The 11,857-nt window shown below is 62.4% G+C and carries 14 protein-coding genes; 11 read left to right on the top strand and 3 right to left on the bottom strand.

Annotation, left to right across the window (positions count from 1 at the left end):
- Nucleotides 1-335: 335 nt before the first annotated feature.
- The 3 genes from DYL61_RS30385 to flgA all read right to left on the bottom strand — a co-directional run bounded on the left by DYL61_RS30385 (nt 336) and on the right by flgA (nt 1,804).
- Complete coding sequence (locus DYL61_RS30385; protein ID WP_135311449.1) at nt 336-767, bottom strand: flagella synthesis protein FlgN; 432 nt, start codon at nt 765-767, stop codon at nt 336-338.
- 27 nt (nt 768-794) lie between these two features.
- Nucleotides 795-1,070 carry a flagellar biosynthesis anti-sigma factor FlgM gene (flgM, locus tag DYL61_RS30380; RefSeq protein WP_135311448.1) on the bottom strand — a complete coding sequence of 92 codons (276 nt, stop codon included), beginning with the start codon at nt 1,068-1,070 and terminating at the stop codon, nt 795-797.
- A 74-nt stretch (nt 1,071-1,144) separates the two neighbouring features.
- Entirely contained in the window at nt 1,145-1,804 is a 660-nt protein-coding gene (gene flgA, locus DYL61_RS30375) for a flagellar basal body P-ring formation chaperone FlgA (RefSeq protein WP_135311447.1), read from the bottom strand.
- Between the two features lie 162 nt (nt 1,805-1,966).
- On the opposite strand from flgA, the gene flgB reads away from it, so the two are divergent.
- The 11 genes from flgB to flgL all read left to right on the top strand — a co-directional run bounded on the left by flgB (nt 1,967) and on the right by flgL (nt 11,769).
- The gene (flgB, locus tag DYL61_RS30370; protein ID WP_135311446.1) at nt 1,967-2,380 is read left to right on the top strand and encodes a flagellar basal body rod protein FlgB; all 414 of its coding nucleotides are present in this window, start codon (nt 1,967-1,969) and stop codon (nt 2,378-2,380) included.
- Between the two features lie 15 nt (nt 2,381-2,395).
- Nucleotides 2,396-2,803: a flagellar basal body rod protein FlgC gene (gene flgC / locus DYL61_RS30365; protein WP_105697841.1), complete on the top strand. Its 408-nt coding sequence runs from the start codon at nt 2,396-2,398 to the stop codon at nt 2,801-2,803.
- Between the two features lie 3 nt (nt 2,804-2,806).
- Nucleotides 2,807-3,484 (top strand): flagellar hook assembly protein FlgD, encoded by a 678-nt coding sequence (locus tag DYL61_RS30360; RefSeq protein ID WP_135311445.1) that lies wholly within the window; start codon nt 2,807-2,809, stop codon nt 3,482-3,484.
- Nucleotides 3,485-3,512: 28 nt separating this feature from the next.
- Nucleotides 3,513-4,661 carry a flagellar hook protein FlgE gene (gene flgE, locus DYL61_RS30355; RefSeq protein WP_135311444.1) on the top strand — a complete coding sequence of 383 codons (1,149 nt, stop codon included), beginning with the start codon at nt 3,513-3,515 and terminating at the stop codon, nt 4,659-4,661.
- Between the two features lie 4 nt (nt 4,662-4,665).
- Nucleotides 4,666-5,403, top strand: a complete 738-nt coding sequence (locus DYL61_RS30350) for a flagellar basal body rod protein FlgF (RefSeq protein ID WP_105697844.1) — start codon at nt 4,666-4,668, stop codon at nt 5,401-5,403.
- Between the two features lie 17 nt (nt 5,404-5,420).
- Nucleotides 5,421-6,203 (top strand): flagellar basal-body rod protein FlgG, encoded by a 783-nt coding sequence (gene flgG / locus DYL61_RS30345; protein ID WP_135311443.1) that lies wholly within the window; start codon nt 5,421-5,423, stop codon nt 6,201-6,203.
- A gap of 14 nt (nt 6,204-6,217) precedes the next feature.
- Nucleotides 6,218-6,874 (top strand): flagellar basal body L-ring protein FlgH, encoded by a 657-nt coding sequence (locus DYL61_RS30340; protein WP_135311442.1) that lies wholly within the window; start codon nt 6,218-6,220, stop codon nt 6,872-6,874.
- A 9-nt stretch (nt 6,875-6,883) separates the two neighbouring features.
- Complete coding sequence (locus DYL61_RS30335) at nt 6,884-7,993, top strand: flagellar basal body P-ring protein FlgI (protein ID WP_135311441.1); 1,110 nt, start codon at nt 6,884-6,886, stop codon at nt 7,991-7,993.
- Nucleotides 7,993-8,883, top strand: coding sequence for a flagellar assembly peptidoglycan hydrolase FlgJ (flgJ, locus tag DYL61_RS30330; protein WP_135311440.1), 891 nt, complete (start codon nt 7,993-7,995; stop codon nt 8,881-8,883). The genes DYL61_RS30335 and flgJ overlap by 1 nt, the downstream gene beginning before the upstream one ends.
- A 65-nt stretch (nt 8,884-8,948) precedes the next feature.
- Nucleotides 8,949-10,559: a flagellar hook-associated protein FlgK gene (gene flgK / locus DYL61_RS30325; RefSeq protein ID WP_135311439.1), complete on the top strand. Its 1,611-nt coding sequence runs from the start codon at nt 8,949-8,951 to the stop codon at nt 10,557-10,559.
- A gap of 13 nt (nt 10,560-10,572) precedes the next feature.
- A complete protein-coding gene (gene flgL, locus DYL61_RS30320; RefSeq protein ID WP_135311438.1) occupies nt 10,573-11,769 on the top strand; it encodes a flagellar hook-associated protein FlgL in 1,197 nt (398 codons plus the stop codon).
- The last annotated feature ends 88 nt before the right edge of the window (nt 11,770-11,857 follow it).

Raw genomic sequence — 11,857 nt, 5'->3', positions numbered from 1 at the left:
CGTCATTTGCTGTCAAGTGATTATTTTCAGAAGCTTTCGAAGATTTCTTCAACAACTTCAACCACTTGCGCTTCCGATCTCTCGTCAGCGGGAGGCGAATTCTACAGCGTTACACGCTGCTGTCAACACCTCTTTTTCAACTTCCTGCTGGCTTCGATGAACTGAAGCGATTGACTGCCGAAAACCGCGTAACTCATTGTTCACCAAGGAGTTTTCCGTTTCGACTGCGCCGGAAGTGGGGCGAATTATAGACATCTGAAATCTGCCGTCAACCCCTAATTTAGCCTTTCTATCAAACAGCCTGAAATACCTCATCCTCTCTATATAGAAGAGAATCAAGCATCCCCCCGCTGCGTGCGCCCATCCGGCCCATATAACGTGCTACCCACTACCGTATTCAGGAACCCGACAATCCGCTGGTTAGCCGCCATGCGCACGCCCAACGCCCCACCATTGGCCACATTCAACTCCCGCGCCCTGCGCGCCAGTGCCTGCACCTCACGCCAAATCGCCATGCAATCAGCATCCTTAGCCGCCTTGAGCGCGCCCTGTCGCCCTGCTCCATAGCCCAGCTTCAACTGCGCCCCGGAACGAATCGCCTCCAACTGCTCCAGCCTAAGCAACGCCGCCTGCTTGCTCGCCGTCAGCTCTTGCAGTCGCTCACCGTCCACCTTGGCCTGGGCCAACGCCAAACGTTCTTGCTCCAGCAGTTGCACCAATTGCTCGATGGCCTGCTGCTGCACCTGCAGATGTTTACTCAGACTCATGGGTACCTGCGGCTCATCAACTAACGCTCATTCAGTTTCGCGGGCACTCGCCGCCAACCCATCAAAGATCGAATCGGCGCTTACCTGATAAGTGCCGCTGTCGATGGACTGGCGCAGCGCCGCGACTTTTTCCATATCCACATCGGCCGACGTCGACACGTCGGCGCTCGCGGTGCTGCTGGACACTTGCACGCCGTCATCAAGGGTGGCGTCCAGCGACTGCAGGTCGATACGTTGGGCACCGGCCACTTTGTTGTCAGTGGGCGCCGGTGGGTTGGTCAGGTTCGCACTTATGATTTTCACGTTAGAGGCTTCAATTGGCTGTGGTTGAGTCACTATCGGCAAGCGCGATGGCAAACTTTGGCCCTGGATAAAAATTAATAGCGCAGCCGCAATTCGTTCTGCCCCACTACTTGAGCGCTGAGCATTTTGCCGTCGTTGCCCACCACCCGTACGGTGCTGCCCAGGCTTCCGTTGTCCAGCGCCTTGCCGTCACGACTGATGGTGAAACCGGCGCCCTGGGCTTGTAACGTTACCCGCTGGTTGCGTTGCACCAGCCACGGTTCGCGGAAATGGCTGCGGGTCAGCACCATGCCCCGGCCAAGATTGCGACTGGCTTGGCGCCCGATGATCTGCCCCATGTCGAACACGCTGCCCTTGGGCAAACGCTCCAACGGGCCGCGCCTAGCTTCGAGCATCGGCGCCTTGATCACCTCGCCCGCCGCGATGCGCTGACGGCTGACTATATAGTCGCCCACCACCCGCACGCTGACTTGCAGGTAGCCCGCCACCTCGCTGCCACAGCGCACGCCGACGGCCACGCGCCCCAATACATTGTCCTCGGGATGCACCAGATACGGTTGAGGCTGCGCGCATTCCTCAATGCGCGACGCGGGCTGACCGATATCCATCGCCACCCACTCGGCACGCGCCGGCAAACGCGGCGTGATCAACCCGCGCACCTTTTCCTCCAAGCCGTCCGCCTGGGCCAGGGTGCTGAACAGCAGCCCCACCAGAGCGCCAAATCGCCACGTCATCTATCCCGCCCTCCGAACTACCCAGCGCCGAATTCTAGTCCCGCCACCCATCAGGCAAGTCCTGAATTAGTCGCCAAATAGCCGCCTGTTTCGGCCTTTGCCTGGACGCCCTTGGGACTAACCTGCGAGCCGTTCATTTATTTGATGCACAGGTCCGCAACCATGATCGACAAGCTCGATAACGAGCTGCGCTTTCAGCAGGACGCAATGAGTTTGCGGGCTGAGCGCCAGCAGGTATTGGCCAATAACATCGCCAACGCCGACACCCCCAACTTCCGCGCACGGGACTTCGACTTCTCCACCGAACTGGCCAGCTCCCTGCAAAAAGAGCACACCCAGGGCCGCGGCATGACGCTCGCCACCACCTCGGATCGCCACCTGCAAGCCTCCTCCACAAGCGTAGCCAGCCGCGACTTGCTCTACCGCGTGCCCGACCAACCCAGCCTGGACGGCAACACCGTGGACATGGACCGCGAACGCGCCCAGTTCACCGACAACGCCGTGCGCTACCAGGCCAGCCTCACGTTCCTGACCAGCCGCTTGCAGTCGCTCAAGACCGCCATGCAGTCCGAATAACCCAGGGAAAGCACCATGTCGATGTTCAGCATTTTCGATATCGCCGGCTCCGCGCTCAGCGCCCAGTCCCAGCGCATGAACGTAACCGCCAGCAACCTGGCCAACGCCGACACCACCAGCGGCCCGGATAACGAAGCCTACCGGGCGCGCCAAGTAGTGTTCGAGTCGCAATACCAGGCCGGCAGCAACATCGGCGGCGTACGCGTCAGCCAAGTGGTCGAAGACGGCTCGCCGATGCGCCAGGAATACCGCCCCGGCGACCCGCTGGCCGACGAGTCGGGCTACGTGACCATGCCCAACGTCGAGCCGGTGGGCGAAATGGTCAACATGATCTCCGCGTCGCGCTCCTACCAGGCCAACGTTGAAGTCATGTCGACCAGCAAGGAAATGATGCTCAAAACTTTAACCCTGGGTGAGGCGTAAACCATGACCAGTACGATTGCCAGCTCGGTGCTGTCGAGCATGAACAGCACCAGTTCCACCGCCGACAGCACCACCTCGGCGGCAGATGATTTGCAGGACCAGTTCCTCACCCTGCTGACCACGCAGCTGCAAAACCAAGACCCCACCGACCCGATGGACAACAGCGAAATGGTCACCCAGCTGGCGCAGATCAGCACCATCAGCAGCATCGAAAATGTGACGAGTACCCTCGAAGGCATCTCCAGCCAGATCAGCGCCGCCGAAACCCTGCAAGCCTCGGCGCTGGTGGGCAATGGCGTGTTGATCGACGGCAACACCATCCAGGTCGGCGACGGCGTGGCCACCACCTTTGGCGTCACCCTCGACAGCGCTGCGGATGACGTCACCGTCACCATCAAGGACAGCAGCGGCACCGTGGTGCGCACTATCGATGAAGGCAGCATGAGTTCCGGCACCCAGGCGTTGTCGTGGGACGGTCTGCAAGACGACGGCACCACCGCCGCCGATGGCGCCTACACCTTCTCCATCAACGCCACTGCCAGTGACGTCGCTGTCACCAGCACCGCACTCAAATACGCACTGGTCACCGGCGTCACCACCGACAGCAGCAACCAGGTTGCGCTGGACCTTGGTGGCGTCAACGAAAACGTCGGCCTCAGCGACATCAGCCTCGTCCTCTGACGCCCTACCTCTATAAAGGAGAAACACCATGGCTTTTTCCCAAGCGCTCAGTGGTCTGTCGGCGGCGTCCACCGACCTAAATGTGGTCAGTAACAACATTTCCAACTCCCAGACCGTGGGCTTCAAAAGCTCCACCACCCAGTTCGCCGACGTGTACTCCGGCGCCGACGTTGGCCTGGGTACCCAGGTGTCCGGCGTGGTGCAGAACTTCGAATCCGGCAGCCTGACCACCACCGACAACTCCCTGGACCTGGCGATCAACGGCGACGGTTTCTTCACCTTCAGCGACGGCACGCAAACCGTGTACTCGCGCAACGGCCAACTCACCCTCACGGCGGACGGCTACCTGGAAAACGCCGCCGGCGACAAACTGCTGGGGGTCAACGGTGTGATCCAGATCCCCACCACCGGCATGCAAGCCAGCGCCACCACCGAGCTGGATGCCGAGCTGAACCTGGACGCCAGCAAAGACACCATCACCGCGACCTTCGACCAGACCAACTCGTCGACCTACACCTATTCCACCAGCGCAACGCTCTATGACTCCCTGGGCGTGAGCCACACCAGCACCCTGTATTTCACCAAGAGCGGCGAAAACAGCTGGACCGTGCACACCGCCATCGACGGCAACCTGCTCACCGACACCCAGACCGTCGAATTCAGTTCCAGCGGCCTGATCACCAGCGGCGCCACCGGCACCTACACCTACGACCCGGACAACGGCGCGGCAGACATCGCCCTCACCCTGGACCTGACCGGCACCACCCAGTTCGGCAATGACTCGGCGGTGTCCGATATCTCCCAGAACGGCTACACCTCCGGCAGCCTGGTGAGCTTCACCATCGATGAAACCGGCACCGTGGTCGCCACCTACTCCAATGACCAGACCAAGAACATCGACCAGATCCAGCTCGCCACCTTCAGTAATGAAAACGGCTTGAAGGCCAATGGCGACAATACCTGGCTGGCCACCACCTCTTCCGGTCAGGCCTTGCTGGGCGTGGCGGGCAGCGGCTCGCTCGGCTCGATCCTCAGCGGCACCACCGAAGACTCCAACGTCGACCTGACCGCCGAGCTGGTGAACCTGATCATTGCCCAGCGCAACTTCCAGGCCAACGCCAAGTCGGTGACCGCGCAGAGCGAAGTGCTGCAACAAGCCGTGAACATCGGTTCCTGACCCTATGGATCGCATGCTTTTCACGGCCATGAGCGGGGCCAACCAGGCGCTCGAGCAGCAAGCCGTCGTGGCCAACAACCTGGCCAATATCGTGACCCCGGGCTTTCGTGCGCAACTGGTGGAGATGCAATCTTCACCGGTGGCGGGCGACGGCCTGCCGACGCGGGTGTCGGTGGCCGCCAACGGCATCGGCGTGGACTGGAGCGAAGGCCCCATCGTGCACACCGACCGTGCGCTGGACGTGGCCCTCGGCCAGAACGTGATGCTCGCCGTGCAAACCGGCGACGGCGGCGAGGCCTACACGCGCCGTGGCGATTTGCAGGTGGACGGCACCGGCGCCATGACCGTCGGCGGTCGCCCGGTGATCGGCGATGGCGGCCCGGTCAGCGTACCGCTGGGCAGCGAGGTCACCCTCGGCAGCGACGGCACCATCAGCGTGCGCGAGCTGGGCATGAGTCCGCGAGGCCTGAGCCCGGTGGGCAAGTTGAAGCTGGTGTCGGCATTGCCCGGCACCTTGCAGCCCGGCACCGACGGTTTGTTCCGCACGGCAAACGCCCAACCCCTACCGGCCGACGACACTTTGCGCGTCGCCCCCGGCGCCCTGGAAGGCAGCAACGTCAGCCCGACCAACGCCATGGTCGCGATGATCGACAACTCACGGCGCTACGACATGCAGATGAAAGCCATCAGCACCGCCGATGAAAACGCCAAGAGCGCCAACAGTCTGCTGTCCGTGAGCTGACAACAAGGAACCAAACGATGATCAGATCGCTGTGGACGGCAAAGACCGGCCTCGAAGCCCAGCAAGGGCAAATGGACGTGATCGCCAACAACCTGGCGAACGTCAGCACCAACGGCTTCAAGCGCTCGCGCGCGGTGTTCGAAGACCTGGTGTACCAGAACGTGCGCCAGCCAGGCGCGCAAAGCAGCACCGACACGCGCCTGCCTTCCGGTTTGCAAGTGGGCACCGGCGTGCGCGAAGTGGCCACCGAGCGTCTGCACACCCAGGGCAACCTGGAGCAGACCAGCAGCTCCAAGGATTTGGCCATCAACGGCCTGGGGTTTTTCCAGGTGGACATGCCCGACGGCAGCACCGGCTACACCCGTGACGGCAGCTTCCAGCTCGATTCCAACGGCGAGATGGTCACCTCCAACGGCTACAAACTCTCGGCCGGCGTGACCATCCCGGCCAACGCCACCGCGATCACCATCAGCAGCGACGGCATCGTTTCGGTGACCACGCCCAGCGCGTCCACCTCGACCCAGGTCGGCCAGCTCAACCTGGCGTTGTTTATCAACCCGGCCGGCCTGGAAAGCATCGGCCAGAACCTCTACCTGGAAACCGACGCCTCCGGCTCGCCCACCGAAACCACACCGGGTTTGAACGGCGGCGGCACCTTGTCCCAGGGCTACGTGGAAACCTCCAACGTCAACGTGGTGGAAGAAATGGTCGGTATGATCCAGACCCAGCGCGCCTACGAAATCAACAGCAAGGCCGTCGAAAGCTCGGACGAGATGCTCCAGCGTCTGACCCAGCTTTGAGCGAGATCCCCAACATGGCTCAAAAGTATTTGCTCGCCTGCGTGCTGGCCCTCGCCGGTTGCGATCAACTGCCGCACAAACCGGTGGTGCCCGAAGAAGATCTACCGGCGCCGGTCTACCCGCTGCGCCAGGCCAACGGCTCGATCTACCAAGGCAGCCTCGGTTCGCAGCCGCTGTTCGAAGACCGTCGCCCGCGCCGGGTCGGCGATACCCTGACCATCCAGTTGGAAGAACAGGTCAGCGCGAGCAAGAACTCGTCGTCGAATGCCAGCCGCTCAGGGTCCATGGGTTTGAAATTCGCCACCACTTCGGCCCGTGCACCACAGGTCGGTTCGTTTGGGCTGGACGCTTCGACCACCCACGACTTTATCGGCGCGGGCGGCTCCCAGGCGAACAACTCGTTCACCGGCACCATCTCGGTAACGGTGATGCAAGTGATGCCCAACGGGCACCTGCGGGTACGCGGTGACAAACAGATTGCGATCAATCAGGGCACCGAGTTCATCCGCTTTTCCGGCCTGGTCAACCCACGCAGCATCACCGGCGAAAACACCGTGTCATCGACCCAGGTGTCCCAGGCGCGCATCGAGTACGTGGGCGATGGCTATATCAATGAAGCGCAGCGGATGGGCTGGCTCCATCGCATCCTCCTCAACGTTTCCCCATTTTGAGAATCCAGCATGTTCCTTAGAACGTTGCGCGTCCTGCTGCTGAGCTGCCCCCTGTGGCTGTGCGCAACGGCGCAAGCCGAGCAGATCCGCGACATCGCCGACTTTGCCGGTATCCGCCCCAACAACCTGGTGGGCTACGGCCTGGTGGTGGGCCTGGACGGCAGCGGCGACCAGACCACACAAAGCCCGTTCACCGAGCAAGGCCTGACCAACATGCTCTCGCAGCTGGGCGTGACCCTGCCCGCCGGGGCGAACATGCAAATGCGCAATATCGCCGCGGTGATCGTCACCGCCAACCTGCCCGCCCTGTCGCGCCCCGGCCAGCAGATCGATGTGGTGGTGTCGTCTATCGGCAACGCCAAGAGCCTGCGCGGCGGCACGCTGTTGATGACGCCGATGAAAGGCGCCGACGGCGAGGTGTACGCCGTGGCCCAGGGCAGCCTGTTGGTGGGCGGCGCGGGTGCGTCGGCCAACGGCAGCAGCGTGACGGTCAACCAACTGGCCGGCGGACGCATCCCGCGTGGCGCAATCATCGAACGCGCCGTGGCACTGAATTTGAACAGCGACCACGGCATGCTCGGCCTGTCCCTGCATGAACCGGACTCGGCCACCGCCCAGCGCATTGTCTACGCCATCAACCGGGAGATGCGCCGCACCGTGGCTTCGGCCGTGGACGGCGGGATGATCGAGATCCAGGGACCGGTGTCGCCCAACGAGCGCACCAACTTCATGGCGCGTATCGAAAGCATCGACGTGCTGCCGATCCAGGCGCGGCCGAAAGTCATCCTCGATTCGCGCACCGGTTCCATCGTGCTCAACAGCTCGGTGAAGCTGTACCGCGCGGCAGTGGCTCACGGCAATTTGTCGGTGATCATCGACACCACCAACACCGCCAGCCAGCCGGGCGCGTTCAGTGGTGGGCAAACGGCGGTGACGTCCCAGAGCAATATTTCCATCGAATCCCAGGGCGGCTCGCTGCACCTGCTGGAAGGTACGGCCAACTTGATGGACGTGATCAAGGGCCTCAACGCGCTGGGCGCCACGCCGCAGGATTTGATGGTGATCTTGCAGGCGCTCAAGGCAGCAGGTTCGTTGCGGGCTGAGTTGGAGATTATCTGATGAAGAGCACCGATCATTTTGCCCTCGACGTGCAGGGCCTGGATCACCTGCGCAACAGCGCGCACCTGGACCCGCACGCGGGGCTCAAGGAGGCCAGCAAGCAGTTCGAAGCGGTGTTTATCCAGATGATGCTCAAGAGCATGCGCGCGGCGGTGCCCAAGTCGGAGATGTCGAGCAACTCGCAGACCGAGATGTACACCGAGATGCTCGATCAGCAGTGGGCGCAGAGCCTGTCGGGCAAAGGCATCGGTTTGGCTGAGCAACTCACCCGGCAACTCAGTGGCCACACCGCCCAACAGAATCCTGGATTGAGCGCAGCCACCACGGCGTTCCTCGATCTGCCGACCCGATCACCGTTCGAAGCCTGGAAACGCCGCGAAGTCAGCGGCGCCAGCAGTGAGCGACCCGATCATGTGCAAGCCTTCATCGCTCGCCTCAGCGGCCCCGCGCAAACCGCCGCGCGCAACAGCGGCGTACCTGCCGAGCTGATCCTGGCCCAGGCCGCGCTGGAAACCGACTGGGGCCGGCGCACCATCACCACCGCCCAGGGCGCCGACAGCCATAACCTGTTCGGCATCAAGGCGGGCTCTGCCTGGCAAGGCGCGACCACCGAAGTGATGACCACCGAATACAGCGACGACGCCGCGCAAAAACAGCTGGAAGCCTTTCGCGTATACCCCTCCGACGATGCCGCATTCAGCGACTACGCCCGCCTGATGCGCAGCCGCCCCGGTTACGCCGCCGTGCGCACTGCCACGGATGCGCCACAAGCCGCCATTGCGTTGCAGCAAGGCGGCTACGCCACCGATCCGCGTTACGCGCAAAAGTTGATTTCGGTGATGGCCACCATCGGCCCATTGCACACCACAACAGCACGCAACGATTTATAGGCCAGGGGTCAATTTGCCCTTGCGCCGGGCCGATAGTGCCAAGCATGTAGCCCAGGAGCTTCTCGATGAGCATTATTTCCATTGGCGTCAGCGGCCTGACCGCCGCGCAGATCGCCCTCAGTACCAGCAGCAGCAACACCACCAATGCCTACACCACGGGCTACACCTTGCAGGTGGCCAACTTCTCCGAGGCCACCGCCGGTAGCGGCGTGCAAATCGCCAGTGTGGATCGCCAGTACAACCAATTCGTCACCAGCCAGCTCAACAGCTCGGTGAGTGCCGAAAGCGCGTTGTCCACGTACCAGACCGAAGTCGATCAGATCGACAGCCTGCTGGCCGACGGCGATGCCAGCCTCGACACGCTGATGCAGAGTTTCTTCTCATCCCTGCAAACCCTGGCCTCCGACGCCAGCGACACCGCCGCCCGCGAAGAAGTGATCGGCGCCGCGCAAACCCTGACGTCCCAGTTCACCCAACTGGGCAGCTACCTCGACGACATGGCCGATGACGTCAACAGCCAGATCGACGACCAGGTCACCCAGGTCAACGACCTCACCGAACAGATTGCCGACCTCAATAAAAAGATCAGCCTGACCAGCGCCTTGGGCACCACCTCCAACACCCTGCTCGACCAGCGCGATTTGCTGGTCAGCCAGCTCAGCGAACTGGTGGACGTGGACGTCAGCACCCAGGACAACGGCAGCTACACCGTGTCCCTGAGCAATGGGCTGGCGTTGGTCTCGGGCAATAACAGCTTTGATCTGCAAACCGGCGTCTCCGCCAGCGACCCGACGCAAAGCGTGGTCACCTACGTGGACGCCGCCGGGCACACCACGGTGCTGGATGACTCAGTGTTCGAAGGCGGCTCGTTGGGTGGCCTGATGGACTTTCGCGACAACAGCCTGACGGATGCGCAAAACCAGCTAGGCATCCTGGCGGTGAGCCTGACCCAGGCGTTCAACAGCTTGCAGACCGCAGGCGTTGACCTGAATGGCGACACTGGCAGCGCGCTGTTTTCGGTCGCGGCGCCGAGTACCTACGGCGATACGGGCAATACCGGCGATGCCACGCTGAGCGCTACCTTCACTGATGACGTCAGCGCCTTGAGCGCCACCGACTACACCGTCAAGTATTCCGACAGCGACGGCTACACCGTCACCCGCAACGACACCGGCGCCAGCGTCACTGCCACCTACGACAGTGATAACAACACCCTGACCTTCGCCGGCATGAGCGTGGCCATCAGCGGCACCGCCAACAGCGGTGACAGTTTCCTCGTACTGCCTACCCGCAACGCCGCCAGCAGCTTCACCACCCTGACCACCGACGGCAGCCTGATCGCCGCCGGCACCTCTACCGGCGCCAGTGACAACAGCAACGCCCTGGCCATGCTCAACCTGCAAACCAGCAGCATCGTCGGCGGCAGCAAGACTCTCAGCCAGACCTATTCGGCGTTGGTGAGTGACGTGGGCAGCACCGCCAGCAAAATCGCCGGGCAACTGCAAACCCAGTCGAGCCTCACCGAGCAATTGACCACCCTGCAACAGTCCGAATCCGGGGTAAACCTGGATGAAGAGGCGGCCAACCTGATTGTCTACCAGCAGTACTACCAGGCCTGCGCAAAAGTGGTGGAAGTGGGCACGTCCCTGCTCGACACCATCCTCGACATCAACTGAGCGGAGTGACGCCATGCGCCTTAGCAGTGCAACGATTTACAACCAGAGCCTGAACTCGATGCTCACGCAGGAAAGCGCCTACCAGACCGCCGCCCAGCAAGTCTCCAGCGGCACGCGGGTGGTCAACCCATCGGATGATTCCCTGGCCGCCGCGCAAGCCGTCAACGTGCGCCAGGCCATCGCCGCGAACCAGCAATATGCCGACTCCCGCAGCGCCATCAGCACCTCGCTGTCCCAGGAAGAAAGCACCCTGGACAGCATCAACGATGCGATCACCAGCGCCCGTGCGCTGATCGTGCAGGCCAACAACGGCACCTTGAGCGACGCCGACCGCGAGTCCATCGCCACCTCGCTGCAAGGGGTGTACGACACCCTGGTCACCCTGGCCAACGCCACCGACAGCAACGGCAACTACCTGTTTTCCGGCTACCAGAGCCAAAGTCCGGCGTTCGCCACCAATGACGCGGGCGAGCTGGTGTACCAGGGTGATACCAACGCGGTGACCCAGTTGGTCAGCTCCACCCAGAGCATGGCCAGCGGCGATACCGGCGCGACGATTTTCCTCACCGTCAGCAGCTCCGCCGGTTTCATCGCCGAAGCCGGCGACAACAGCGGCAGCGTGACCTTCAGCGGCCCGACCATCACCGATACCCAGGACGCCAACTACGGCAGCGGTTTCAGCCTCACCTTCAGCACCGCCGCCGACGGCACCGCGCAGTACAGCCTCGACGGCGCTGATCCGGTGGCCTACACCTCGGGCGATACCCTGCAAGTCAACGGCCTGTCCCTGACGCTCACCGGCACCCCAGTAGACGGCGACACCCTCACCGTCAGCAAAGCCGCCGACGCCGACCCGGACCTGTTCGCCACCCTGAAAAATCTCATTTCGGCGCTGCAAACCCCGGTGGAAACCGACGCCGACCGCGCCAACCTGAACAACACCCTGTCCACCGCCAGCCGTCAACTGAGCAACGCGCAGGACAATGTGCTGACAGTGCAGACCTCGGTGGGGTCGCGGCTTAACCAGTTGGATGTGCTGGATACCATCGGCGACGACTTGGCCTTGAGCTATACCGAGCGGTTATCGGGGTTGGTGGATGCCGACTACACCGAGTCAGTGACCCAATACACCGCCCTGCAAGTGGCGCTACAAGCGGCGCAACAAACCTTCGTCAGCATCCAGAAGATGTCCCTGTTCGAATACATCTAACGGACCGCACCGGATCAAATGTGGGAGGGGCGGTGCGACGATTCGACTTGCCCCCGATGGCGGTGGGTCTGCCAGTACCTCTGTAGCT

The organism is Pseudomonas nabeulensis, from assembly GCF_004682045.1.
GTDB lineage: Bacteria > Pseudomonadota > Gammaproteobacteria > Pseudomonadales > Pseudomonadaceae > Aquipseudomonas > Aquipseudomonas nabeulensis.
Note: the sequence above shows the minus strand (reverse complement) of the source record. Positions and strands in the feature narration are given on the sequence as shown.

Excerpts from the sequence above, each read along its gene's own strand:
- DYL61_RS30385 (WP_135311449.1), bottom strand. The coding sequence starts at position 767 with ATGAGTCTGAGTAAACATCTGCAGGTGCAGCAGCAGGCCATCGAGCAA.
- flgA (WP_135311447.1), bottom strand. The coding sequence starts at position 1,804 with ATGACGTGGCGATTTGGCGCTCTGGTGGGGCTGCTGTTCAGCACCCTG.
- flgB (WP_135311446.1), top strand. The coding sequence starts at position 1,967 with ATGATCGACAAGCTCGATAACGAGCTGCGCTTTCAGCAGGACGCAATG.
- flgC (WP_105697841.1), top strand. The coding sequence starts at position 2,396 with ATGTCGATGTTCAGCATTTTCGATATCGCCGGCTCCGCGCTCAGCGCC.
- DYL61_RS30360 (WP_135311445.1), top strand. The coding sequence starts at position 2,807 with ATGACCAGTACGATTGCCAGCTCGGTGCTGTCGAGCATGAACAGCACC.
- flgE (WP_135311444.1), top strand. The coding sequence starts at position 3,513 with ATGGCTTTTTCCCAAGCGCTCAGTGGTCTGTCGGCGGCGTCCACCGAC.
- DYL61_RS30350 (WP_105697844.1), top strand. The coding sequence starts at position 4,666 with ATGGATCGCATGCTTTTCACGGCCATGAGCGGGGCCAACCAGGCGCTC.
- flgG (WP_135311443.1), top strand. The coding sequence starts at position 5,421 with ATGATCAGATCGCTGTGGACGGCAAAGACCGGCCTCGAAGCCCAGCAA.
- DYL61_RS30340 (WP_135311442.1), top strand. The coding sequence starts at position 6,218 with ATGGCTCAAAAGTATTTGCTCGCCTGCGTGCTGGCCCTCGCCGGTTGC.
- DYL61_RS30335 (WP_135311441.1), top strand. The coding sequence starts at position 6,884 with ATGTTCCTTAGAACGTTGCGCGTCCTGCTGCTGAGCTGCCCCCTGTGG.
- flgJ (WP_135311440.1), top strand. The coding sequence starts at position 7,993 with ATGAAGAGCACCGATCATTTTGCCCTCGACGTGCAGGGCCTGGATCAC.
- flgK (WP_135311439.1), top strand. The coding sequence starts at position 8,949 with ATGAGCATTATTTCCATTGGCGTCAGCGGCCTGACCGCCGCGCAGATC.
- flgL (WP_135311438.1), top strand. The coding sequence starts at position 10,573 with ATGCGCCTTAGCAGTGCAACGATTTACAACCAGAGCCTGAACTCGATG.